This window comes from Methylocystis iwaonis (assembly GCF_027925385.1).
GTDB lineage: Bacteria > Pseudomonadota > Alphaproteobacteria > Rhizobiales > Beijerinckiaceae > Methylocystis > Methylocystis iwaonis.
The window spans coordinates 147,261-170,941 of record NZ_AP027144.1; the positions used below are offsets into that span (position 1 = coordinate 147,261).

Here is a 23,681-nt window from a genome sequence, read left to right on the forward strand (position 1 = left end):
CGCCGAGCTTCGGGGTGCAGATGTCTTTCGTCCGTGCGCCCAAGGCACTTCGTTCGGTTCGTTACCACACCCCGCACGCGGCTTCGCACGCGCGCTCACAATTCGCCGCGCAGCGTCACCATGAAGTTCCGTGGATCGCCCGGCGTGTTGTAAGTGTTGGCGCCGCCGACGCGCATGTAATATTTCTGGTCGGTTATGTTGTTGAGATTGAACTGCAGCGTCAGATGGTCGTTGATCTTGTACGACGTCATCGCATTGATGACGGCATAGGCCGGCCCATGGCGGGCCTCGTTCAATGTATTGATCGCGCCGGACAGCCCGCTCTCCGCGACGACGCCTGCGCCGATCGTCAGCCCTTTCCACTCCCCCTCGAAATCATATTTGCCCCAGATCTTGAACATATGGGTCGGATACCACGAACTGATCGGACGCCCTGGACTGTTTTTGTCTACGAGGAGCTTCGTGCGCAGATAGGTATAGCCTCCGACGACGTCGAGCCCTGGCAACGGACTTTGGATGATTGGCAGTTCGATATCCGCAAGAGGCTTCCCGGAGAATTCTACTTCGACGCCAGTGGATTCTGCCTTGCCGGCTTGGAGATAGTAGCCCGGGTTGGCGGGATCCGCGTAAGGACGATTTCGGTCGTTGATCTCGAACCACGCGGCCGAGGCGTTGAGCTTCTTGTTCAGGAACTCGCCTTTGACGCCGGCTTCGAACTGTCCGCCGACCTCCGGATCGAGTGTCGCTCCGTCAGCTTTCTGTTTCGTCTGCGGAATAAAAATATCCGAGTAGCTGCCATAGATATTGATTTCATCAGTCACCCGGAAAATGCCGGCGAGATAGGGAGAGAAGCGGTGGTTGGACTTCGCGCCATATGACCAATTTGTAGGCGCACTCGGAAAAACGTTGCGGTTCTTGGCAAAGAAATTCGTCAATCGACCGCCGAAGACGAAAGTCAATGGCTCGATCGGCGTCAAGCGGAGTTGGCTATAGGCTCCGTGCTGCAAAGTTTGATTCTGACCGCCCGCCGTAAAGGGGTTGAGATTCGGACCGATTGCATTCGGCCAAAAGACGGGGATGTTGTTCACATAGACGCGCGGGGCACCCTTATATTCATAAGTGAACCGGTCGTAGTTATAGCCGATGGTCAATGTGTTCTTGATCATCGCCCAAGGCAGCGTGCCGGACAGATAGGAGTCGAGACCCGTACGATGATAATAATACATGTAATGGCGGCGCGCATATTGCGCCGTCCAATTGGAAGGATTGACACCGCTGCTTGGATAGGCGTCCGCGAATTCGTCGTTTATGTCGCGTCGATTGAAATTCACCTTCGCCACCCAGTCGTCACCGAACCGATGTTCTAGACGGACATTCTTGTCCTCCGTGTCCCATTTGACTTGGGTCCAATCTGGATAGGGATTCCAGGACCTGGGCACATTGAGGAAATAGGGGCTCGTCCCGCCGAAATAAGAAAGCGAAGCGACCGGTTGCCCGCTGTAGGCGGGGTCACTGGTGCGCTGGCGTGTGTAGGCGACGTTCAGCAGCGTATTGGGCGTGATGTCATATTCGAGCGAGCCATAGCCCAGCCATTTGTCTTCAGGCTGCGACGGCGTGAAGAAGAAGTGCTTGTCCTGGTGGAGCACCAGCGCGCGATAGCGAAGGGTCCGCTCTTCGTTTATCGGGCCTGTCACATCGATTACGCCACGATAATTATCCCACGAACCGGCGCTGAATTCCGATCTGAGCTTGAATTCGTCCTGCGGCCGTTTTCTCACAATATTGACGACTCCCCCTGGATTTCCTGATCCAGAGAGCAGGCCCGACGGACCTTTCAACACTTCGATGCGATCGTAGACAGCGAGATCCAGCTGCTGATAGCCGGCAAGACCATCGTAGGTCGGGACGCCGTCATAAGCGACGTCGAGCGTGTAGCCCCGTGAGGCCGGCCATCCTTGCGTAGCGTCGTTAGCAATCGTCGAGACACCGGGCACCCAGAACATCGCATCCTGCACGGTGGTGAGCTGCATGTCAGTCATCTGTCCCCTCGTCATCACCGAGACAGACTGCGGTATCTCCTTTCTGGGCAGCGGCACCTTGCCGGCGACCGTCACGAGCGGCGTCGTGTAGGTCCGCGTTCCTTCGGTGATAGCGCCGCGGTCGGCGCTATAGGCCTTCTTGTCGTCCGGGCTCGTCGCATCGACGTCGGTCCGCTTCGTCGCGCCCACGTCGATCGGCGGCAGCGCCTGGAATCCCGCGTCACTGCGCGCGCCCCTATCGTTCTGGGCGAGAATGATCGACACCGCCTTTTCGTCCGGCCCCCCGAAGCGATAGGACAGACCGGTTCCCTCGAGCAGCCTATCGAGCCCTTCGCGCATCGAGAAAGCTCCAGAAAGCCCCGTCGTGCGTAGCATCCGCGTCACGCGCGCATCGTAGAGCAGATGCAGCCCGTTCTTCACGGCGAAGGCGTTCAAAGCCGTCGCCACCGATCCTGCGGGAATGTCGTAGACCATTACGACGCCGCTACGCTCTTGCGGCGAGAGGGACGCCTCCGCAGGTGTTCCTCCCAACGCGAAGGCGCCGAAGGTCATTGCCGCAATTGTCGAACCCAACGCCGCACCCTCGTAACACAGACCTTTTTTCGTCATCGCCGCTTTCCACCGAATGTGCCCCGGCCGTCTCCGCCCGTGACCAACTCGACGCTCTCATGACGATTTCGGAATGTGGGTTGACAAAAAAGATTTCGGGAAATGCGGGCGGCTCTTGGTCCGGTGCGTCACTCGGTTAGAAAAATCAGGTAATTCGTGAGATGGATCGCGCGCAGGCCGAGGAAAAATTCGATCTCGCGCAGCGTCGTGAGCGGCTCGGCGGTCGAGAAGACGCCGCTCACCCGTCGCGCGCAGGTCGAGGCGCGCAGGCAAAACACATATCCATAGCGATAGCGGCCGAGGATCGTGAGCGCCTCGCCGAGCGAACGGTCCTCGACGACAAGCGCGCCGCGCCGCCAGGCTGCGACATTCTCGGCGGCGACGCTCACGGGCGCCCGCGCCGGCGTATCCGCCTCGTATGAGGTCTCCTGTCTCGTCTCGACGATCAGCCGCTCGCCGCCGCTCGCGACCGCCACCGCATGTTCGCTCACAGCGACACGCGCGCCGTTTTTCTGGAGCGCGACGTCGAAGGCAGTGCCGAGCGCCGTGACCGTGCCGCCCGCCGCCTCCACGACAAAGGGACGCGAGGCGATGGGCGCGACCTCGAACCAGGCCTCTCCCGAGAGCAGCGTCACGCGCCGCAATCCCGCCTCGAAGCGCACGGCGATCGCCGAATGGGAGTCGAGCTCGACACGCGAGCCATCAGTGAGCGTCACCGTCCTGCGTTCCCCGACGCCGGTCGAATAATCAGCCGGATGACGGTTCGCGAATTCGGCGAGCCAACCGAAAAAAGCGAGAGAGGCGGCGAGCGCAACGCCGGCCGCCGCACGCCAGGTCCGTCGCACGCCGTGTACCTGCCGATAGCGGGCGCGCCGCAGCCCCTGCGCCTTCGAGAACATTTCAGTAATGTCCGTATAGGCCTGAGCATGGGCGGGATCGGCTGCGAGCCAGGCCTCAAAGGCAATACGGCGCTCGCCGTCGATTTCGCCGGCCTTTTCCTGCAACCACCATTCGATCGCCGCGTCATGGCCGTCGTCACGGTCGGAGGCGTCATCGTCCATTCTCTTCATCATGCCGACGTCGTCCCCCGCTCTCGGACAACCTCCACCCATCGCCCAATACGACGCGCGGATGCGAAAAAAGGAAGGTCGAACCGTAAATCTGTCATCTGATCGCCGCCCAGCAACGCTGCATGGCTATCCTCATATGTTGGCGCACCATGCGCTCTGTGACGCCGAGCCGCCTCGCGACATCCGGGAACGGCATATCCTCGAAGGCGCAGAGCTCGAAGACCTCGCGGCAGCGTGGCGGCAGCGCCTCGATCGCCGCGGCGAGACGTTGCGCCCGCCGGTCACGATCGGCGATCTCGTCCTGGGGCGCGTCCCAGCTCGGCGGATCGCCGAGGATTCGGTCGAAGCTCAGATATTTCGCTTCTGTCCTACGGCGACGCCCGAAGTCGCGCGTCAGATTTGACGCGATCCTCTGGAGAAAGGCCGGCGGATCGGCGACGTCATCGAACCGGTCGTGGCGCAGCGCGCGCACGAAAGTCTCCTGCAACAAGTCGTGAGCGGCCTCGGAGCCGACGCGACGCGCCAGATAAGCCGTTAGCGCGTGTCTGTTACGCACGAACAGCTCGTGAATGAGATGGGATTTCTTTTCCGACATACGCCGCCGCCTGCAGCGGTCGTCGACATCTGCTCGAGGCGGATATCGAGACCAGCGAAGAGATCAATAGAGTCGAGAGCTCGATCAGGCGGCCGGCGGCGGCGCACGGGACGAAAAGACGCGCGACCCGCCGGTCCCCTCCGGCGGCGGCAGGCGGTTGCGGGAGAAAACCGGCTCGCCGGAGGCGCCCGGATAGAGGAAGGCGATCACATAATGAAAAAACGCAATCGGATCGGCGTCGGCCGTGTCTTGGTGCGGGCAGATCCGGCACAAGACGCAATGGCCATGGCCGTCAGCATGGTTCCGCGGCTCGCGATCGCCGGAAGGCGCGCTGCAATCCTGTCCCGCCGCCGCGACGGCGACATCCGCCGAGCCGATGCGCAAAGCATGCGCCTCCGCCACAACGGCAAGGAAGAGCTGGAGGAGCAGCAGCCAAGCCGCGGCGCCCGCGGCGAGCGCGCTCCTCAGCCGGCCGTGATGCGCCCAAAACGAAGCCATGCCGCCAGTGGAAACAGGCGCGACCTCGGCCGTCAAGGGGGCATCGCAGAATCTGCGGGTCGGTCGCGAGATTTTTCGACTTACCCTAGCGGCGCTTCATGAAGCGCTCGCAAGAGGAGCCCGAATATGACCCCTGAACGTCGTGGCGAGCACCGCTAGCAAGATGATTTCAAAGGGCTGCATTCCAAAGCACCATTCAGGCGATAACGTGGTATCTGCCCTATCCATCGAGCTGCCGTGATCTCGAAAAGATAAGTCAAAAGGCAGCGTCTAAGCCTGGGGTTTGCGCTCCGATAATCCACCGTCGAAGCTGGCGTCGGAGTGACAACACCCTCAAAGAGCGGGAGGTGCTTTCTCAAGCCTCGATGTCGGGTTCGTAAAGCTCATTTTCCGCTGGCTCGTCGTCCGCTTCTGCCCCGATGTCCACCCCCAGCATGTCATCGAGCGCCGCATCGACGTCTTCATCCGGCTCGGAGCGCGTGAGCCCGCCCGCCTCCAGCGCTTCGAGATCGGGCAGATCGCGCAGGCTATCGAGCGCGAAGATTTCAAGGAAGCGCTTGGTCGTCACCCAGGCGATCGGCGCGCCTGGCGCCGGGGCGCGCGGGCCGGCGTCGATGACCCCGCAGCTCTTCAGCCGGCCGATGACGTCGCGGCTGATCTCGCGCCCGGCAAAGCGGGAAAGGTCGGCCCTTGTGACCGGCTGCAGATAGGCGATGGCCGAGAGCGCGATCATCTCGAGCCTGGTGAATTCCGGCGCCCCGACATGCTTGGCGCCGTCGAGCGCGCGCAGCGCCGCGGCGTGGCGCGGCCGCGTGCGGAATTGCCAGCCCCCCGCGACGCGAACGATCTCATAGGGCCGCGGGCGGAGCTCGGCGTCGATGTCGGCGAGAAGATCGTCGAGCCGGCAAGCGGCGCCGACGAGCTGCGCGAGCGTCTCGCGCGGGACGGGCGTCGGGGAGGCGAAGATCGCCGCCTCGACGCGCCCCATCCACTCCCGCCAGCGCAATGCCTCGGGAAGCTCGGCGAGCTCGCGATCGAATGCGGCGGGCGAGCTGCTGCGGCGGCTCATGCGTGCTTGCTCGGAAGGAAAGCGGGCAGACGGACTCTTTGTGGATTCTGGCCCGCGCGCGTCCGTCGTGGTTTGCTCATCACAGTCCGTAGATCCTAAAAGTTTCGCGCCCGGTCAGCTCGCGCGCGCCGCCGAGGTCAACGAGCCGGTCGAACAGCCGCCGGGCGGCGCGATCGGACATGCCGGTGGCCCGGGCCGCGGCGGCGGGCGTGACGCCGTCGTCGGCCAGCAGCAGCGCGACGACGCGGCCGGCGCGCTTGGCGCGCAGCTTCGGCAGGAGGGCGAGCAAGGCTGAGGCGCGGCGCGCGAGGTCGACGGCGGCCAAATGCGCGTCCGCGGCGGCGCGCGCATAGGCGCGCAGCGCCGCGCTCGGCCATCCTGCATCGCCGGGACGCAGGCGGCGCCCCGTCGCATCGCGCATCTCACCGACCCGCGGGGCGAGCAAGGCGAGCGGTCGGTCCCAGCCGAGTCGTTTTGCCAGCACGAGATCGGCCGCCCAGAGCGCCAGGAGCTCGACGGTCTCGGCGCGCGCGCCGTCCGCGCCCGCCCAGCGCGCGATCGCCTGCGCCGCGGCGAGCGCTTGCCCCAGCGGGTCGCCAGTGGTGGCGGCATGGGCGCCAATGATCTCGGCATAGCCGGCCGTGTCGCCGGTGAGGCCGAGCAGCTCCCCGGCGAATTGGATATCGCCGGCGTCGCCTTTGAACCGCGGCGTTCCGAACAAGCGAAACAGCGCGTGCAGGCGCCCGGCGGGGCTAAGCGCCGCCCCAGGGGCGGCGAGCAACAGCGCGTCGCGCAGCGCGGCGTCATCCTCGCGCAGACGCGCCGCCTGCGCGCAATGCGCCGCTGCGGCGCGCGCCTGGCGGGCGCGCAAGACGCCGAGGAACGGCGGCGCTTCCCCCTTGCCCGCTCGTGACGACGGCGTGGAGCGCCGCGAGGCTGGCGCCGGCGAGGACGGCGGCCGCGACGTCGGACAGGCTGTCGAGCGCGGGGAGGGGGGCGCGCGCCCATTTCGGAAAGCCGTTTGCCGGCAAAGCGTCGCGGCCCGCCTCATCTGCGGCGGCGGCGGTTTTTTTGCGGAGACGGTGAGCGAATGGCGCAAGGGCGGTCATGGGAGCGGCGCGGCGAATCGACGCTCACGAGACTAGCCAACTGCGGCGCTTCTGCAAGCAATTTCGAACAAAAACCGCCGCGCTTGTCGTCTGCTATCTATGTCCGATAATGTGCGCTTATCGGACACAAATCGAGAGGCGCGGATTTCTGGGCGGTAAGCCCGCTTTTCGACCTTCCAAAGCCCGCCGAGGCGTCGGATTTTTCCGCCCGAAACCACGCCCAGCGCCCCAAAAGGGCGCTAAAACGAGGACGAGATGGCCAAGAACGACGACACTCCAGACGCCGACGACCCCAGCGGCGCGCCGCTCACCGAGCAGGCCCCCTCGCCCCATCTCGCCGCGCTCTCGGAAAAAGCCCGCGACTACGCCCGCGCCGCGCGCTCGGAAAACACCCAGCGCGCCTATGACGCCGACTGGCGACACTTCGCCTCCTGGCTGCGCCGCCAGGGGCTCGATCCCCTGCCCCCGGACCCGCAAACCGTCGGGCTCTATCTCGCCGCCTGCATGGAAGCGGCCCCAGGCCGCAATCCGTTGAGCGTCTCCTCGCTCGAGCGCCGGCTCTCGGGCGTCTGCTGGCGCTATCGCCAGCTTGGGCTCCCCCTCGACGCCTCGGATCGCCATATTGCAACGGTGCTCGCCGGCATTCGCCGGACCCACGGCCGCCCGCCGGTCCAGAAAGAAGCGATCTTCGCCGAGGAGCTGCTCGCCATGCTGGCGACGCTCCCCAACGATCTGCGCGGCCTACGCGACAAGGCCATTCTCGCCATTGGCTTCGCCGGCGGCCTGCGCCGTTCGGAAATCGTCGGACTCGATTGCGGCGCCGGCCAAAGCGAGGACGGGACCGGCTGGATCGAAATTTTCCGCCCCGCGAACGGCGGCGAGGCGGGCGCTCCAGAAGCCTCCGGCGAAGGCGGCCTGCTGCTCACGATCAATGGCAAGACCGGCTGGCGCGAGGTCGAGATCGGCCGCGGCTCCTCGCCCCTCACCTGCCCGGTCGCCATGCTGGAGACCTGGCTACGGCTCGGGCGGATCAGTCACGGGCCGGTGTTTCGCCCCGTCGCGCGCAAGAATGGCGGCGTCGCGCCGGAGCGCCTGACCGACAAACATGTCGCGCGCCTCGTGCAAAAAACCGCGCTTGCCGCCGGCCTGCGCGGCGACCTCCCAGAAGGCGAGCGCCGCCTGGCCTTCTCCGGCCATTCCTTGCGCGCCGGCCTCGCCTCCTCGGCGAGGATCGAGGAAGCGCATGTGCAAAAACACCTCGGCCACGCTTCGCCGGAGATGACCCGGCGCTACCAACGTAAGCGCGATCGCTTCAGGGTCAATCTCACCAAAGCCGCGGGGTTGTGAACGACGCGGACCAATCAGCTCGTCGAATGTTTCCCGATGGCGGCCGGCACAGCCGCGCACGGGATGCTCGACCCGCTCGGATCCGCCGAAAGCCTTCTAACCGGCCTTGGACAGGCCCCTACCGGCCGCCGGGACAGCCGCAACTTAGCCGGGTCGGCCGGCCTATCTTGGCCGTCAGCCGCGGCGACGTCCTTGCCGAGCGGCGCTCCTTGGCGCAAATCATCCACCATCACCCCGCCCTTCTCCGCTCGCGCGCCTTGCCGCGCAGCAGCGCCATCAGCACTGGCCCGAGCGAAAACTCCCCTGCCCGCGCCTTGGCGGTCAGAACGCGCAAATAGCCGCCGGCCGATTTGATTTCATCGCCGCGCTGCAGGATCGCCGCAACGACAATCGAGGCGTCATGTTCGCCCAACGCCTTCAGCGCCTGCGACCAGGCGTCTGGCGAGACGCCGAGCGCCGAGCGGACGGTCGCCGCGGTCGAAACCAAGTCGCGCCAACATGAAATCTCGCCGCCCTTGGCGTAATCCAAGATATCCGGACAGGCTTGCAGCACCATCCCCAGCGGATAGGTTTTCGGCGCCGTGGTCGAAGAAGCGGCTTTTGGATTTGAGCTCGAGGTTTCGGGAACGCCGGTCGGGCCGGTGTCCCTTTCCCCGGGTCTTGTCCCCAACGGTTCAGCCCTGCCTTCTTGGAGGCTAGGTTCAAGGTCAGAAATGTTTGTGATTTGATTCTGTATGTGGCGCTCAGTTTGAGACTCATTGGCGCTCTTTTGTTGGCCATTCACGTGAATTTCCAGCGCCTTCTGGATTTCCGCCGCAAACGCAGAAAGATCCCCCGCCAAAATGACAAGATTGGCGCGCGAGAGATTGCGCGCGTAACGGCTAGACAGCGTCACATAACGTTTGTGGAGCCCAGCCCAATCCCGGATTTGGACGCCGTCCCAATCGATCCCGGGGACGGCGACCCCCTCCTCCATCCCCGTTTCGATCATTTTGACAATGTCGCGCCGGACGATCGTGATCTTCTCGCGCAGCAACGCGATGGCGCGGTTCTCGGCGCGCACCTCTTCGGCGAGATTTTCAATCTCTTGCGCGCGCGCGACAAGCGGCGTCAGATCGAAGCCATAGGCCTCGTCGATTTCGCCGCCCTCTCCACGCCGCGCGAAGCGTTTGCCGTTGGGCGAGTCGCGCCGGATGATCAGGCCAGCCTCGACCAACGACGCCAGATGTCGGCGCAAAGTCGCCGGCGCCATCCCATGGGCGCGGATCGACAGTTCTTTGTTGGAGGGGAACACCACAAGGCCGGGGGGCGGCCCATCGTCGCCCTTCCCTTCGGCCTTTGAGTTGCTCTCAGGGAGAGTCAGCGCCGTCTCCTGATGGAAACTCAAGAGCGCATGCAGCACCGATAGCGCGCGGTCGGTGACGCCGAGCGCTGCTTTGGCTTCGGTGAGGGCGCGAAACAGCCGCCATTTATGGACGACGGTCTCGGATGCCTCGGCCTTCGCTCGGAAATCGCGCGTGACCGTCTGCGCCTGCACCATGGCAAGCGACAGCGATCGCCGCCCGAAGGGCGTCGTTGGATATGTGCGCATGATCCTTTGCCTCGTTCAGGCAAAAGAAATCCGCTCGCCGAAACGGCGCCGACCCTTGACAGAAATTTGCGGAAGTGATTCTCTTTAGCTGCTACACTTACAGAGAGGCTTCCGGGCGGGAACGTTTCGGGGGCCTTTTTCTTTTGCGAAAACACCTCGCTTGGTTGATAAGAGAACTAATTACCCTCGACCGGGTAGACGCTTACGAGAAACCGGTCACGCATCGGGTAAGACAGGGATCCTGTTTTCACTCGGCCCCATGTCTCTCCTGATATTCGCGGTAGATATTCGGCAGTTCGTTGAGCAGGAACTCTCCGAAGTCGGGGGCGGCTTTTTCATCGACAACGAAGGTCGTGCGGCCGGGTGAACGGTGGTACGTCGCGATTCGCCGCCCTTCCTGATCGCTCCAGATTTTTTTCTCTGCGATGACTCGAGGTTTTGCATCGAGCGCCGCCAATAAGGATACGAATCGCGCGTCACTATCAGCCGCCATAAAAGCTTGATCGTCGGCGAGTTTTATTAGGAGCGGCCTTATGTCTTGTAAGGCAAGCTTCTCAGCCAACAATGCCCAGCGAGGGCGCCCGGTCCTCGGGGCGGGACCAATCAAACGGACAACTTCGGAAGGGATCGCGCGGCCTATCGAAATCAGCCGGGAAAGTTGCGTTTTTTCCACGCTGAGAGCAGCCATTATGACTTCACGCTCGAACCCACGATCTTCGATTGTCACAGCGAACATCGCGCGTTCAATATAACTAAGTTCCAGGCGCGCCGAGTTCTCCTGTCCCTGCGCAACGACAAGTTCAGAGTCAGAGAGTTCTCGCACAACAGCGCGCACTGGCTTGCCGATTTCGGCCGCCGCTCGCACGCGCCGATGGCCGTAGGCTACTTGATATCGGCCTGCCTTCTCGGAGTGGGGTCGGACCAAGATCGGAACTTGCTGGCCGTGTTCGCGAATCGATGCGACCAAAGCTGCATGCTCATCAGACGGCATTCCCAGCCTGTCTGTTATGAAAGATGACTCAATAAGTGCGGGATCTATCTCTACTACCGTGTCGCCGGCAGCTATAAGCGCTCGGGCTTCCTCGGCAGCATGGGCTAGCTTCCCTAGGGAGCGGCCCATCGCGCCGACGGCACCTGACCGAACCAATTGCTTCGGGGAGTCATCGATGCTTGTGACGCTCGGTTCAGGGGAGCTCGCGGAGTTGCCATCTGGCAACCGCCGTTCCTTGGTCATCAACAGAGTGCGAAGAGTGTCTTTGCGGCTCACGGCTCACGCCTCCACGCTCGTTGCATCAAATTTTCGATTTCCGTATTGACCGCATCCAGCGATTCCAGGGCCCGGTCGTACGTAGCCCGTGTAAAGTTCTCGCGTCCGACTTCGTAAAGCGTCTGTTTAGAAAGGCCGGCATCCGAAATCGCGGTGGATTTCAGCATTGTGTTGGTGAGGACTCGCTCGCGAAACAGCGAACGCATAAATCCCACCATTTGTGTTTGCGGACCATCGGACGGCTCGAAGCGCGTCACGACATAGCGGATAAAGTCGTAGTCTAGGTCAGCACCGGCCTCCTGGACGACTGATAGCAAGTCGGACGCCATCAATAGAAACTGGCACATCGACATCACGTCCAACATTTGGGGATGAACCGTGATGAGGATCGATGAGGCGGCACACAATGCCCCCAACGTCAAAAATCCCAACTGAGGAGGACAGTCTAAAACCATCACGTCATAGCGATCTTCGACCTCCCCCAAAGCGGTCGCGATCCGGCCAAAAAACGTTTCACTTTCACCTTCAACGAGCGCTTTGGGCGTATCGTGCTCAAACTCCATGAGTTCGAGATTCGCAGGGACAAGATCGAGCCCTGAAAAATACGTCGACCGCACCACCTGGGCGAGAGGTCTTCTTTCTCGATCGTAGCGGATTGCGCCGTATAAGGTCTCATTGGGTCCGATGTCGAATTCAGGCTGATAGCCGTGCAAGGCGGTGAGCGACGCCTGCGGATCGAGATCGACCGCGAGCACTCGGTAACCCTTCAATGCAAGGAATTGCGCAAGATGCGCCGCAGTTGTGGTCTTCCCCGAGCCGCCTTTGAAATTAACGACCGAAAGTACTTGGCACCCCTCACCATTGGCCCTCCGGGGGAGATATCGTTTTCCCTTCCCGCCCTCTTCCAAGAGCTTTCGCAATTCGTTGATTTGCTCGAGAGTATAAGAGCGCCGTCCGCCCGGGCCGATATCTGGCTGCGGCCCCTTGCCGCCCAAAGATAGTTGGCGCAGATAGCCGTCTGCGACACCTATCAGTTTCGCAGCTTCGCCCGACGAAAAGCTTCTGAGTGCCTTTTTCGACTCTGGCGGAAACAACGTTTTGCGTAACTCATTAAGCTCTTGCGACAATGCGCTGCCGTCCCCCGCAATGACCGAGGTCATTTTTGGCTTGGTAGCTTCCATGGTCGATCGTTTCTCCGCTTTGGCAACATATCTACGCCGAAATAGCAAATCGCGCGTGTGGTGCGTAACTATGACAACCTGATTCTTTGATTCTTGCAACATTTAAAGGGTTAATAGATCCTTACCGTCTTACCCCGCCTCTTGAGTTGCCAGCTGGCAACAAAATTGATACGCGGGTCGATCAGGACACAGGCGCGGCTCGCGAAGAAGGCGCGGCCAAACCTAAGAGCCTATCATCGTCCTTCGGCCCGGGGGGCTCATACGCCACCCTTCGCAAACCTCCACGCCGGAACCCACATCTTCCGCGCCTTGTCGGTGAGGTTCTCGACGATCCCCGATCCGAGAAAGACGATAACCCCGATGGGAAGCGCTTCGAGCATCGCGTCGTTGCGCTTGAATGGCGCCGCGCTCTTGTGGAGTCCATTCCAGTTTGGAGGCGACCTGCGGAGCTTTGCGGTTGTCCGCCCAGCGAGCGGCGATCCGCTCCGCGCCCCTCGGGTCGGCTTCTTGAAGGAGGATGTCCGTGTGCTACGCACGCACCTTGTCGAGCGCATCCCAGATCCGACGAGATCGTTGCAATCTGCTCCCGCCGGCGAAAACAATGCGAAGACCGGGGGGCAGTAGCACCTGCATGTCTGCAAGCTTTCTGGCGTTCAGGAAATCTCGGCTGTCGGCCGCCGACAGGGCGCGGTGATTGGCTTGCGACCCTGAGCGCGGGCACCGGGAGGAGCCAATCGCGGTCGCGTAGAGCTCCGCGAGATGGTCGCGGAAGAATTCGAAGGCGTTGCGACGCTCGACCAGCGTCAGCCCTTGCGCGATTAATCGCTCCAGTTCGACCGATCCGGATTTCCGAGCCGTCTTGTTCGGCCTGCGAGGCCGTTGCGCGGTTTCATTGTCGTCGAGTTCGCGTTCAATGCGCTCGGCCTTGCGATGGAAGAGATTGACGAAGGATCACAGGAAGTGGGTAGATCGGCCTCGAGGCGGGGTGTCGAGAAGGAGGCCGGACAGAGCGTCGACGGCGGATTCGAGCGCAAGAGACGCGGCATCCGAAGAGGGCAGGGGACGCGGATCAGGCTGGTCGTCCAGGGGGCGGTAGCCATGCAAAGCCAGTTCATCGAGAAGGTGCGACCAAGGCGATTGGACTTCGTGATCCGAAGCGAGCGTCCCGAAGGGCAGGGAGGCGACTTCTTCGTCCATGGCGTGGCTCTTTCGCTTGAGGCCGCGCCGATCCGCGCCCTGACAGCGATTCGGAGCCACGGGCGGATCGCGCCGCACCCGAAGGGTCGAAGCAAAGCGAAGAACGCTCCCCGCCGACTTCTCTGGGTCGCGAGGAATGCCCGAAGCGCTAGCGTAGGGCAGGGGAAAGAAGTCGGCGGGGAGCGTTGCGGTAAGCGAGCCGTTTGTGGCGACATCGCTGCTCTCTCAGGCCGGCGCGCGGCCCTCTCGAAGAAGTCATGCCGAGACGTTGGGTAGAGCACATCCGCCAGCGAGCCATCGCGCGGTCAGGGTAGGTTGAAGCGTTCGCGCCCAGAGAACAACTGCTTCGCGCTGAGCGCCCACTTGGCTCAAGGCTCGATCATCCCCGCAGCGGAGCCGTCCCTTCGCCCAGAATGTCGAGATAAGCGCGGTAGCTGAAAACGCGTCCACGCCGACGGCCGGTTATCTCATCGACGACGCCAAGACGCTCGAGATCGGCCAGCGCGGCATTGACGGTAGGCGCGGTCAACCCCGTGCGCATGACGAGGTCGTTTGCGGTGGCGAATGGATGCTGCTGGAGGAGATCGTGAATTCGCAGCGCGGAACCCGCCCGGTCGCTCTCCATCGCAATGCGCTCCCGATCCTTCGCGAAGAGATCGGCGATGCGCACGGCCGCTTCGAAAGCTTGGTTCGCCGTCTGAGCGACGCCGTCGAGAAAGAATTCGAGCCACGCCTCCCAGGCCCCATTCTCGCGGACCTCCTGCAAGAGCCGGTAATAGTCCGCGCGATGCGTCTTCAGATAAAGGCTGAGATAGAGGAGCGGGTTGCGCAACACGCCATTGGCGCAAAGAAAGAGCGTCACCAAGAGACGCCCCACGCGACCGTTGCCGTCGAGGAACGGATGAATGGTCTCGAATTGGACGTGAAGCAGGCCGGCTTTGATCAGCGGCGGCAGCTGCGATTGGGTTTCATGGATGAAACGCTCGAAAGCGTCCAGGCAGGCGTCGAGTTCGCTCACAGGCGGCGGAACGAAGAGCGCATTGCCCGGCCGGGTGCCCCCGATCCAATTTTGGGAGCGACGAAATTCGCCGGGATCTTTCTTCTCCCCGCGACCGCTTTGCAGAAGACGAGCATGGAGCTCACGGATCAATCGAAGCGACAGCGGAAATTCCTTGAGTCGCTCCAAACCGTACATCATCGCGTCGACGTAATTCGAGACTTCTCGAATGTCGTCGATCAGCTGACCGGACTGAGCCTCCGTCTCGAAACGCAGGAGGTCGGCGAGGGTCGACTGCGTGCCCTCGATTTGCGACGAAAGCACCGCCTCCTTACGGACATACATATAGAGAAAGAGCTCCTGCCGCGGCAGCAAGACCGCGGCGCCGTCGAGCCGGCCGAGCGCGCGCTCCGCGGCGCTCAATCGACCGAGCAAGGGGAGGAGGTCGATTTCCGGGTTTGGCGGCAACGGAGGGGGAACGAAGGCGCGTACTATTTCGCCGCCGACGGGCGTCTCCACGTGGCGGCCGAGGCGGGTGATTTCAGGGGCTTGAGCGCTCATAGTTGGAACATGCCCGAGTCGCGTTATTTAAGCAAATACCATTTCGATTAAATAAAGAGCCGCCATATTTAACGCTCCTTACTTTGGCGCCTCGCCGCTCAGTTTCTCCAGCCTTCGCCGAGGTTGTCCGGCTCTGGTGCAAAATTCCATGAAAGAGACGAAGTGGTGTTTGGTCGTTCCATTTAATCAGGCGGCAAGCACGGCGGTCCAAATTTCCGGCACCGTCTTGCCTGCTACTCGGAGCTTACCCAACGCGAACTGACATTTACGAGTCCGATGCATGAGCTCGACGCCTGCGATTGTGATTGTGATTGTGATTGACGCATTACGAAATCTCTCACGAGCGCTGGGTCGAACTTAAGCAAAAAGCTCTTCACGTCATCTCTGTTGACGCTGGTTAAAAGCGCCTTCTGATGAAAGGGCCTCTGAAAATATCTCTTACGCGCTCCATTTTAAGGGAAGGCGCGGAGAGTACGATGGCAAATGAAGTGACGCTGAGTCTAAGTCAGACGGATGCGGCTGAGCTTTTACGGGTTTTGCAGCTGCTGGCGGAAAGACTTTCCGATATTCGACAACCACTCTGCGAGACGGAGCCAGCCGACGAAATGGAACGCGAGGAGGCCGGCTTTTTCAAGGTCGAAAGCGCAGTCGTAGAGCGCACGATGGTGGTGTTAAAGGATATCTTGAAAAAGAGAGGCGTTGAGAGTTAGCCCAAGGCGGCGGGCCTGGTTGCCAAGAACGAATTCAAAGTTCCCAGCTGTGAGGCCCTTGGGTAAAAGCCAGTGATGTCGGAGTTACGCTAGGCCCATCGCCTTTGCGTATCAGACGAGGATGAAATGGCGCTTGGATCGCGCCGAGAAGCGGCTAGCGCCAGAGCCACGGAACTCTCCGGGCCCGACCTGCCACTGTTTCCCTTAATCGGCTTCAAAGGCCTTTAGGGAAACCCCGCTCAGGGGGCGCATTGCAAAAACGGCACGCTCAAAGACGCGGGCCGTTTAGCGTTCATGACAACCCGGGTAATTTAGCGGTCCCCCGAGTAGAAACCATAGAGCGCGCGCGCGTCCGGAAGGGACTCCGCGCGAGACAGGCTTTCCCGTTACCTCTGGCATCTGTCTCGCGCCGCTGCAGGCATATGCGTCAACAGCGCACAAACACAAGGGTGCCGAGCAGGCACGGGAACGGCTTCGTTCTCATTCTCTCTCGCTCGGCAGAATGCTCGCGAAGACCTGTCGCGCCGCGCCGACGATGAGCGCGCCCTCCTTGGGGTCACCCTTAAAGAGCGTGGTCGCGAAATTGCGCGCCTGCTCGAAAGAGATATGCGCGGGCAGCGGCGGTACCTCGGGGTCCGTCTTCACTTCGAGCACAACGGGCCGATCCGAGGCCAGCGCTTCCTCCCAGGCGCTCGCAACACGCGAAGGATCGTCGACGAAAATGCCCTTCAAACCGATCAGCTCGGCGAAGCGGTGATAGGGAACGTCCGGAATGCTCTGCGTCGCCTCGTATTTAGGATTTCCCTCCATGATGCGCTGCTCCCAGGTAACTTGATTAAGGTCTTCATTGTTGAAGACGCAACAGACCCATTTCGGGCTCTCCCAGTCGCGCCAATATTTCGAAACCGTGATCAGTTCGGCCATATTATTCATCTGCATGGCGCCGTCGCCCACGAGCGCGATCACCGGCCGTCCGGGATGGGCGAATTTCGCGGCGATGGCGTAAGGCACGGCGGCGCCCATGGAGGCGAGGCCGCCTGAAAGCGAGCACATCATTTCGCCCCTAATCCTGAGATCGCGCGCATACCAGTTGGCGCAGGAGCCGGAGTCGCAGGTAATGATCGCGTCCTCCGGCAGGCGGGGCGAAAGCTCCCACGCAACCTTCTGCGGATTGACCGGATTGGCCGGAGCCAACGCGCGGTCTTCGAGCAACTCCCACCAGTCGCTGACTTTGCGCTCGATCCAGTCGCGCCAGCTCGCATCGGTCTTTTCGTCGAGGCGAAGCAGCAGTTCGCGCAATGTGACGGCGGCGTCTCCTTGAAGATTTACCTCCATGGGATAGCGCATGCTGAGCATGGATGCGTCTATGTCAATCTGAACGCCACGCGCCTGTCCGTCCAGCGGGAGGAACTCCGAATAAGGGAAGCCCGAACCGATCATTAAAAGCGTGTCGCACGCCATCATCATGTCATAGCTCGGCTTGGTGCCGAGAAGCCCGATGGAGCCCGTGACCCATGGCAGCGTGTCAGGCGCCGCCGCCTTGCCTAGAAGGGCCTTGGCGACGCCTGCTTTCAGCTTCTCCGCGACGGCGATGACTTCTTCTCTGGCGCCAAGAGCGCCGGCGCCGATCAGAATCGCCACCTTTCGCCCGGCGTTCAGCACGTCAGCGGCACGACGGATATCCTGAGAACAGGGAACCACCAGCGGACGCGAATAGCCCACACCCGTTTGCACGGCGCCATGTTTGCGGGGGGGCTCGTCATATTCGAGATCCTGCAAATCGCCCGGCAGGACGATGACGGAAACGGCGTTTTGCGCCTTTGCTATCCGGACCGCGCGGTCGGTGAGCATCCGCACTTGCGAGGGCGTCTCCGCCTCTTGCACAAAGGCCGCGACATCGGAGAACATGCGATCGAGATTGAGTTCCTGCTGATAATGCGCTCCTCTCGATGCACGCGGTGCCTGGCCTGTGATGGCGAGGACCGGCATGTGATCGCATTTGGCGTCGTAGAGTCCAGTGATGAGGTGAGAGGCGCCTGGGCCGCCGGTCGAGAGGCATACGCCGATCTCGCCCGTGAATTTCGCGTGGGCTGAAGCCATGAAGGCGGCCATTTCTTCATGACGCACCTGAACGAATTCAATCTTCTCCGTCGCTCGCTGCAAGGCTCCGAGCACGCCATTGATGCCGTCGCCCGGATATCCGAAGATGCGGCGGACGCCCCATTCATAGAGCCGGTGCACAAAGAAATCGCCGACGGTACTGCTCATGGTGAAGCTCTCGACAGGCGGGGATAAGCGCGACCACTTTACTGAAATAACAGGCGGGATAGCCCCTCGTTCCAACTGCGAAGGCCGTCAGTCATTGGCTTTGGCGCCCCGCCGCCCGCAAAGTTGCAAGCCTGTCCCGGACGATGCGGAACCATGAGGTCCGAATGTCAGCAGGCCAACAACGGAACGCAAAGAAAAAGACACGCTGCGACGCTCGCGATCTCCCACTCGAACGACCTTGCAAACGCCCCATCGGCAAAGACTTGTGTTTTGCGCCTCATGGAGTTTAGCCAGCGCTGCCTCACGGGCGGCGACTGGTATCGAGCTCATTCATCAAATTCGGAAACGTCAGTTCGTATTAGCTTCGAGTAGCAGGCAAGACTGGGTCCGAGATTTGGACCGGCTGCTTGCTGCCTGATTAAATTGAACCGCCCAGATACCACTTTGTGTCTATGCGTGGAATTTTACACCAGAGCTGTCGGGAGCCATCTTGGCTTGAGAATACGCGATGTCAGGCTAACTCCAACGTAGGTAATTCCGGGCGATACGGTCTCGAATGAGCGACTCAGCTCCTACGGCGCCGCCCGGCGCAAGGTCATGCCGAAAGTAGAGCATCGCCAACACAAGGGCCTCAACAATCGCGCGGAAACCTCGCATGTTCCCATCCGAAAACGCGAGCGGGCGATGCAAGGTTTTCGTTCACGGAGCGGACTCCAGAGATCCGTCGAAACCTTTTCCGCCGTTCGCAGTCACCGCCCCGCAGGGCTCCTTCCTTATGAAGAGGTAGGGGTGGCTGCAAGAAGTTGAACGACATCCGGATACGCGACGCGGGAGCAGACTAGTCTTCGAAGCGCTGCCGTCGCTAACTTTACCGCCAAACACCAGCTTTAGTCTTTTGATCCCCCGGAGCGCCACAGCACCCCGAATACGAAGCCGGCGCCCACCGCCACAAGAATTGTCATTAAGGGGTTCTCGCGCGCGGACGTTTCCACGGCTTGACGGATATTGCCGGCCACGTTTGTCGCCTGATCGACTGCCTACCCGCCAATTTCTTTGGCCGATGTGACAGCCGCGTTAGCGGTCTGCATCGCGGCTTTCGTACCTTTGCCGATTTGCTCGGCTGCATCACCGGCACGCTCTGCTACAATTGAGCCCGCTTCGTTGATCGGATTCTCAGCACGTCGGACTCGTTCGTGCCTGTACTGGTTGCCATTGGTTGGTTTCCCTTGACCCGGTTCCGTTCGATCGCCGCGGCGCGAGAACGTCGCGCCACCTGAATTTCACGCGAAGTATGCGGTTACATTATCCGGGCCTCTAACTGACGTAGCCCGGTGGCCGCACCCACGTGCAATTACAGCGCTGGGCCAAGCGGTCGTTTTTATCAGCAGCGCCACACCCAGCCGGCGATGGAGTCCCACTGATAGCACGGCCCGCCGCCATACGGGGCGCCAGAGCCAAAGCCCCCAGCGCCGTAGCTAGGATAGCCGCTGCCGTAGCCCGAGGCGCCCGCGATCCCGGCGCCGAGAAGACCAGCTGCGGCGCCAGCGACGGCCGCCCCGGGGCTATATCCATAGCCTCGCTGATAATAGCCGCCGTAACCTGGATAATAACCGCGGCGATTGCCCCGATAGTATGCTCTTTCGACCGGCGTGGTTATTCCCAGGCTCCCTGGGGGCGCCGCGGTCATGGGTCCAGCCAAAACTTCAGTTGGTAAGACAGCCAGCGCGGTCGCCCCGCACAAAGCGGCAGCCAGGGCAGATTTCACATTCTTCTGCATTTTAAACCTCCGATTCAGAGAATCGTGCATTATCGTTGTCATGAGTGATCCGTTCGGGTTTCCTGATTAGCTGCTTCGAATTTCTCTAAAGGACGCCGTGCGCAAAGGATCAGTAAACGAGCGACGCATCGCCCGCCGACATTCCGTATGAGTTAACGGTTCTTTTTGATCGCATCGGCAACCTTGTCGGCTCCAGCCTCAACGGCTGCCTTAGCCTCGCCAATCCCCTTCTGCACAGCGCCCTTCGCTTCTTGCGCCACACCTTCCGCTTCCAACTTGTCGGATCCGACGAGCTTGCCCGCCTCCTGCTTCACATTGCCAATCGCCTCATTGGCCACGCCCTTGGACTTCTCGGTCATACTGTTCATGTGAGCTCCTGAGTCGTATGCAAACGAGAGGGAAAGAACCACTCGCACGGTGACACTCAACGAGTTTCGAGTCCGGGATTTTCTTCGGAAGTGGAAGGCTCAAGCCTCGAAGTCGCCGACTTGCACGTCGCTGTCCCACCTTTAAGCATTTGAGAAGCAAATTGTTCCGTATCCGTTTTGCACGAAGCGCTCTATGCCTAGGAAGCCGAGCAGCAGCACGTTGGGGTCTTTGCCTTGCGCCTAGATTGAACCCAGCCTTCAACGCTCGTCGACGGACCTCTTCTTGACCCCAGTCACTGAGGGCGATCAGAACGAGATTCGGGCCGTTAGGAAGCTTCCGGATTTCGCGCGCCAGCTCGTAACCGTTCATTCCTGGCAACCCGAGGTCCATGATGACTTTCTGGGGCTTTGTCGCAAATTTTGTTTATGGAATGAGGATGACGTGGGCTCGCGCGGCCAAGGCGCAGAACTGCTGTGCTGGACGCAATATTCCCCTGGCCCGCGACTGTCCCTTTCGGATCATATGCATGAGCTCAATCCCAGAAAGTGTCGCAGCAGCCGATCGAAATGATTTGAAACCCAACATCGGTCGCGTCACTCGCTTCACCGCTGGATGGTCCTGTTCGACAATATTATTGAGGTATTTGATGCGGCGGATTTCAATCGCCGTTTCATGCTCCGCACTGTAGCTTTCGATCGCCGCGGTGTTGGCGCCGCTCTTGTCGAACGTGATCTTCTCCGGCGCATCGTGCTGGCCGATCACCTTGCGCAAAAAGCGCAACGCGGCTTTGCAGTCCCTCTTGGCCGTCAACAAGAAATCGACTGTCGTGCCGGCCTGGTCCACCGCCCGATAGAGATATTTCCAGCAGCCTTTGACTTTCACATAGGTCTCATCGAGACACCAGCTCGACCCGACCCCACGCTTGCATGCTCGAAACTGTTTCTCCAGCATAGGCGCATATTTGACGGCCCAGCGGTTGAGCGTGGAATGGTCGACTTCGACGCCTCGCTCTTCCATCATTTCTCGAGTTGACGATAGCTCAGCGGATACGCCACATACCAACGGACGCCCCACAGGATCACCTCGCGTTCAAAATGGCTCCCCTTGAAATCGATCATCGCACTATTCCGCCTGCCCCACGCCCGGCGAGCATAGCCCATACCGACCTGCGAAAAAATTGCGACAAAGCTGACCGAGCATATAGGCCTTGTCTCGCGAGCGCTTCGGCGGGTGGACCAAGTCCGTGATCGCGCACTATCATGGAAGATGCTTTCCCGCCGCGAATTCACCGCCGCCGACGCCAACGCGATCGTCGTCGATCCCAAGCCGCTGTTCGAGATCTCGCCGTGGCTCTACATGCAATTCATGGAGCCACTTGGCGCTACTGATGGCTCGGTCGAAGCCTGTTGGGACTATGATGCCGATGACTGGCGCGAGGATTTCGTCGAAGCTATGCGCGATCTCGCTCCCGGCGCCATCCGCTTCGGGGGGCTCTTCAGCCGTTACTATAAGTGGCGCGAAGGGATCGGCCCGGCTACCAAGCGACCGCCAATGCGCAACTATGTCTGGGGCGGGTGGGAGAGGAACCGCATCGGCACGGACGAGTTTGTCGATCTCTGCCGCCGCGTCAACGCGGAGCCGTTCTTCTGCGTGAACTTCCTCAGCGACGGGGAGAAGCGCTATGCCGCGCGCACCGGCGGCGCTAAAGAGGCGGCGGAGTGGGTGCGGTACTCGAAGCTGAAACTCTGGCAGATCGGCAACGAGACTTCGTACGGAACGGGGTGCTTCACCAGAGAGGAGGCGATCGCACACACAATCGAGTTCGCCAGGGCGATGCGGCAGGTCGATTCGTCGATCAAGCTCATCGGGTGGGGCGACCGGGGCCGTGACGGAAAGCTCTGGGCGACGGACATGGAGAAGCAGGCGGGCGAGCTCCTCGACTTCGCCGCCATCCACATGATGGGGCAGAGCCCGACGCGGCCGGATACGGTGCTCAAGGGGCTCCGCTATGAGCAGGACCCGGCGCGCGCGTGGGAAGAGCTCGTGGAGCTATCCGATGCGGTGGAGCGGCGCGTGGTCGAGATCGAGCAGGCGACGAAGAAGCCGATCGCGATCACAGAGGGGCACCTCAGCCTGAGCCCGCACAACACGAACCCGATCCTCTATGAGTGGCTCTCGGCGGCGTACCACGCGCGGTCGATGAATATTTATCAGCGTCACGGCGAGCGCATCCGCATCGCCACCGCGGCCGACCTGCAAGGCAATCGCTGGACGACCACGGCGGTGATGACGCCGACGCCGCGCGGCAGGAGCTATTTGATGCCAGCCGGGTCGATCGCGCGGCTGTTCCGCAAGCACAATGGCACGCACGGAGTGGCGGTGACGTCCGCGCCGGCGGGGCTGGACATCGCGGCGAGCCGCGCGGGCGACAAGCTGTTCCTGCATGTCGTTAACGTCCAATACAACCGGGCGGTGGAGGCGAGCTTCCCGGGAATGAAGAGCGGCCGCGTGATCGAGATCGCGCCGGAGAACCTCAGGAGCTATGTCAATCAGGATCAGCCGGACGTGTTCTGCCCGCGGGAGACGGAGTTGAAGGCGGCGTCCTGGCGATTCTCCGCAGGCTCGGTTTCAGCCGTCGAGTTGGAGCTATCGGCGGCGGGCTAACGGGCTCTGGTGCAAATTGTGGAAACGGCCATGCGATGTAGGATGCGTCATAGCGTTGGGATCAGGCAGCGAGCACCGCGCTCCAGATTTCCGGCGAGGCTTTTCCCGCGGTTCCAATTTGAATTGACCTTTCCTGATGCGATGCATGAGTTCGACGCCCGCGATGGTGATCGCGGCGTGTCTGAAGCGCTTGAACCCGAGCATCGGGCTCAAACGCAGCTTGACGGAGTGGTGATCCTGTTCAATGAGATTGTTCAGATATTTGGAAGATCGAATACGCATGCGCTGGCCGCCTTGACGCTGCGCCAGTAGTTCACGCGCCGCGCGATGCGACGCCTGATATGCGTCGAGCGTGATTTTCTGCGGCAAGCGTCCGTGCTTCGCGAAGGCGCGACGGAAAAACGCTTTGGCGGCGGCGACGGCTCGCTTGGCGCGCAGCAAAAAATCCACGGTCTTTCCCGCTTTGTCGACGGCGCGGTAGAGATAGGTCCAACGGCCCTTGATCTTGACGTAGGTCTCGTCGACGCGCCAGGAGCCGCCGGCCGGGCGCGCGAAGCGGTTCCAGCGCTTTTCGAACTCGGGGACATAGCGCTGAACCCAGCGCATGATGGTCGTATGAGCAAGCGACAAGCTACGTTCGGCCATCATTTCCATGAGATCTCGGAAACTGAGCTTGTATCGCAGATACCAGCGCACGCAGAGAATGATGATCTCGCGCTCGAAATGGCGGCCCTTGAAAAGCTCGTCGACGCTCAGCATCAAA

The 23,681-nt window shown here is 61.4% G+C and carries 19 protein-coding genes and 2 pseudogenes; 4 read left to right on the top strand and 17 right to left on the bottom strand.

What is annotated here, in order from left to right; translation table 11 throughout:
- Positions 1-95: 95 nt before the first annotated feature.
- From QMG84_RS19855 to QMG84_RS19880, 6 genes are all read right to left on the bottom strand, one after another.
- Positions 96-2,648: a TonB-dependent siderophore receptor gene (locus QMG84_RS19855; protein WP_281932543.1), complete on the bottom strand. Its 2,553-nt coding sequence runs from the start codon at positions 2,646-2,648 to the stop codon at positions 96-98.
- Between the two features lie 128 nt (positions 2,649-2,776).
- Positions 2,777-3,721 (bottom strand): FecR family protein, encoded by a 945-nt coding sequence (locus QMG84_RS19860; protein ID WP_281932545.1) that lies wholly within the window; start codon positions 3,719-3,721, stop codon positions 2,777-2,779.
- Between the two features lie 91 nt (positions 3,722-3,812).
- A complete protein-coding gene (locus QMG84_RS19865) occupies positions 3,813-4,313 on the bottom strand; it encodes an RNA polymerase sigma factor (protein ID WP_281932547.1) in 501 nt (166 codons plus the stop codon).
- 84 nt (positions 4,314-4,397) lie between these two features.
- Positions 4,398-4,847: a hypothetical protein gene (locus QMG84_RS19870; RefSeq protein ID WP_281932549.1), complete on the bottom strand. Its 450-nt coding sequence runs from the start codon at positions 4,845-4,847 to the stop codon at positions 4,398-4,400.
- Between the two features lie 319 nt (positions 4,848-5,166).
- A complete protein-coding gene (gene scpB / locus QMG84_RS19875) occupies positions 5,167-5,880 on the bottom strand; it encodes an SMC-Scp complex subunit ScpB (protein ID WP_281932551.1) in 714 nt (237 codons plus the stop codon).
- 79 nt (positions 5,881-5,959) lie between these two features.
- A complete protein-coding gene (locus tag QMG84_RS19880) occupies positions 5,960-6,751 on the bottom strand; it encodes a DUF1403 family protein (protein ID WP_281932553.1) in 792 nt (263 codons plus the stop codon).
- 493 nt (positions 6,752-7,244) lie between these two features.
- Between QMG84_RS19880 and QMG84_RS19885 the strand changes: the two genes are divergently transcribed.
- A complete protein-coding gene (locus tag QMG84_RS19885) occupies positions 7,245-8,336 on the top strand; it encodes a tyrosine-type recombinase/integrase (protein ID WP_281932555.1) in 1,092 nt (363 codons plus the stop codon).
- Between the two features lie 229 nt (positions 8,337-8,565).
- On the opposite strand, the gene repC is transcribed toward QMG84_RS19885, so the two are convergent.
- From repC to QMG84_RS19910, 5 genes and pseudogenes are all read right to left on the bottom strand, one after another.
- Positions 8,566-9,927, bottom strand: a complete 1,362-nt coding sequence (gene repC, locus QMG84_RS19890) for a plasmid replication protein RepC (RefSeq protein WP_281932556.1) — start codon at positions 9,925-9,927, stop codon at positions 8,566-8,568.
- A 247-nt stretch (positions 9,928-10,174) separates the two neighbouring features.
- Positions 10,175-11,194 carry a plasmid partitioning protein RepB gene (gene repB, locus QMG84_RS19895; RefSeq protein WP_281932559.1) on the bottom strand — a complete coding sequence of 340 codons (1,020 nt, stop codon included), beginning with the start codon at positions 11,192-11,194 and terminating at the stop codon, positions 10,175-10,177.
- A complete protein-coding gene (gene repA, locus QMG84_RS19900) occupies positions 11,191-12,375 on the bottom strand; it encodes a plasmid partitioning protein RepA (RefSeq protein WP_281932561.1) in 1,185 nt (394 codons plus the stop codon). Before repA ends, repB begins: the two co-directional genes overlap by 4 nt.
- 257 nt (positions 12,376-12,632) lie before the next feature.
- Positions 12,633-13,572: pseudogene (locus tag QMG84_RS19905) on the bottom strand (DUF2493 domain-containing protein).
- Positions 13,573-13,951: 379 nt separating this feature from the next.
- Positions 13,952-15,130: a Fic family protein gene (locus tag QMG84_RS19910; RefSeq protein ID WP_281932563.1), complete on the bottom strand. Its 1,179-nt coding sequence runs from the start codon at positions 15,128-15,130 to the stop codon at positions 13,952-13,954.
- A 476-nt stretch (positions 15,131-15,606) separates the two neighbouring features.
- Here QMG84_RS19910 and QMG84_RS19915 point away from each other — a divergent pair, with 476 nt between their 5' ends.
- On the top strand, positions 15,607-15,840 hold the full coding sequence (locus QMG84_RS19915; RefSeq protein ID WP_281932564.1) for a hypothetical protein: 234 nt from the start codon (positions 15,607-15,609) through the stop codon (positions 15,838-15,840).
- Positions 15,841-16,320: 480 nt separating this feature from the next.
- On the opposite strand, the gene QMG84_RS19920 is transcribed toward QMG84_RS19915, so the two are convergent.
- Entirely contained in the window at positions 16,321-18,108 is a 1,788-nt protein-coding gene (locus QMG84_RS19920) for a thiamine pyrophosphate-requiring protein (protein WP_281932566.1), read from the bottom strand.
- 564 nt (positions 18,109-18,672) lie between these two features.
- Here QMG84_RS19920 and QMG84_RS19925 point away from each other — a divergent pair.
- Positions 18,673-18,858 (top strand): annotated as a pseudogene (locus QMG84_RS19925) (DDE-type integrase/transposase/recombinase); the annotation flags it as partial.
- 631 nt (positions 18,859-19,489) lie between these two features.
- Here QMG84_RS19925 and QMG84_RS19930 read toward each other — a convergent pair.
- From QMG84_RS19930 to QMG84_RS19940, 4 genes are all read right to left on the bottom strand, one after another.
- Positions 19,490-19,795, bottom strand: a complete 306-nt coding sequence (locus QMG84_RS19930; RefSeq protein WP_281932567.1) for a hypothetical protein — start codon at positions 19,793-19,795, stop codon at positions 19,490-19,492.
- A 242-nt stretch (positions 19,796-20,037) separates the two neighbouring features.
- Complete coding sequence (locus QMG84_RS19935; protein WP_281932568.1) at positions 20,038-20,253, bottom strand: CsbD family protein; 216 nt, start codon at positions 20,251-20,253, stop codon at positions 20,038-20,040.
- A complete protein-coding gene (locus QMG84_RS21515; RefSeq protein WP_350356530.1) occupies positions 20,213-20,644 on the bottom strand; it encodes a response regulator in 432 nt (143 codons plus the stop codon). The genes QMG84_RS19935 and QMG84_RS21515 overlap by 41 nt, the downstream gene beginning before the upstream one ends.
- Positions 20,645-20,677: 33 nt before the next feature.
- Positions 20,678-21,372, bottom strand: a protein-coding gene (locus QMG84_RS19940; RefSeq protein WP_281932569.1) for an IS6 family transposase whose coding sequence is annotated in 2 segments (ribosomal slippage) — positions 20,678-21,279 and positions 21,279-21,372 — 696 coding nt in all. Because the reading frame shifts where the segments join, the coding sequence is not laid out codon by codon here.
- A 148-nt stretch (positions 21,373-21,520) separates the two neighbouring features.
- Between QMG84_RS19940 and QMG84_RS19945 the strand changes: the two genes are divergently transcribed.
- Complete coding sequence (locus tag QMG84_RS19945; protein ID WP_281932570.1) at positions 21,521-22,918, top strand: alpha-L-arabinofuranosidase family protein; 1,398 nt, start codon at positions 21,521-21,523, stop codon at positions 22,916-22,918.
- Here QMG84_RS19945 and QMG84_RS19950 read toward each other — a convergent pair.
- Entirely contained in the window at positions 22,901-23,677 is a 777-nt protein-coding gene (locus QMG84_RS19950) for an IS6 family transposase (RefSeq protein WP_413661935.1), read from the bottom strand. The genes QMG84_RS19945 and QMG84_RS19950 overlap by 18 nt on opposite strands.
- Positions 23,678-23,681 lie beyond the last annotated feature (4 nt).

Bases quoted from the DNA above. Each gene is read 5' to 3' on its own strand.
- QMG84_RS19945 (WP_281932570.1), top strand. From the start codon at position 21,521: ATGCTTTCCCGCCGCGAATTCACCGCCGCCGACGCCAACGCGATCGTC.
- QMG84_RS19920 (WP_281932566.1), bottom strand. From the start codon at position 18,108: ATGAGCAGTACCGTCGGCGATTTCTTTGTGCACCGGCTCTATGAATGG.
- QMG84_RS19855 (WP_281932543.1), bottom strand. From the start codon at position 2,648: ATGACGAAAAAAGGTCTGTGTTACGAGGGTGCGGCGTTGGGTTCGACA.
- QMG84_RS19910 (WP_281932563.1), bottom strand. From the start codon at position 15,130: ATGAGCGCTCAAGCCCCTGAAATCACCCGCCTCGGCCGCCACGTGGAG.
- QMG84_RS19860 (WP_281932545.1), bottom strand. From the start codon at position 3,721: ATGATGAAGAGAATGGACGATGACGCCTCCGACCGTGACGACGGCCAT.
- QMG84_RS19885 (WP_281932555.1), top strand. From the start codon at position 7,245: ATGGCCAAGAACGACGACACTCCAGACGCCGACGACCCCAGCGGCGCG.
- scpB (WP_281932551.1), bottom strand. From the start codon at position 5,880: ATGAGCCGCCGCAGCAGCTCGCCCGCCGCATTCGATCGCGAGCTCGCC.
- repA (WP_281932561.1), bottom strand. From the start codon at position 12,375: ATGGAAGCTACCAAGCCAAAAATGACCTCGGTCATTGCGGGGGACGGC.
- QMG84_RS19950 (WP_413661935.1), bottom strand. From the start codon at position 23,677: ATGCTGAGCGTCGACGAGCTTTTCAAGGGCCGCCATTTCGAGCGCGAG.
- repC (WP_281932556.1), bottom strand. From the start codon at position 9,927: ATGCGCACATATCCAACGACGCCCTTCGGGCGGCGATCGCTGTCGCTT.
- QMG84_RS19865 (WP_281932547.1), bottom strand. From the start codon at position 4,313: ATGTCGGAAAAGAAATCCCATCTCATTCACGAGCTGTTCGTGCGTAAC.
- QMG84_RS19935 (WP_281932568.1), bottom strand. From the start codon at position 20,253: ATGAACAGTATGACCGAGAAGTCCAAGGGCGTGGCCAATGAGGCGATT.
- QMG84_RS19915 (WP_281932564.1), top strand. From the start codon at position 15,607: ATGGCAAATGAAGTGACGCTGAGTCTAAGTCAGACGGATGCGGCTGAG.
- QMG84_RS21515 (WP_350356530.1), bottom strand. From the start codon at position 20,644: ATGGACCTCGGGTTGCCAGGAATGAACGGTTACGAGCTGGCGCGCGAA.
- QMG84_RS19930 (WP_281932567.1), bottom strand. From the start codon at position 19,795: ATGACCGCGGCGCCCCCAGGGAGCCTGGGAATAACCACGCCGGTCGAA.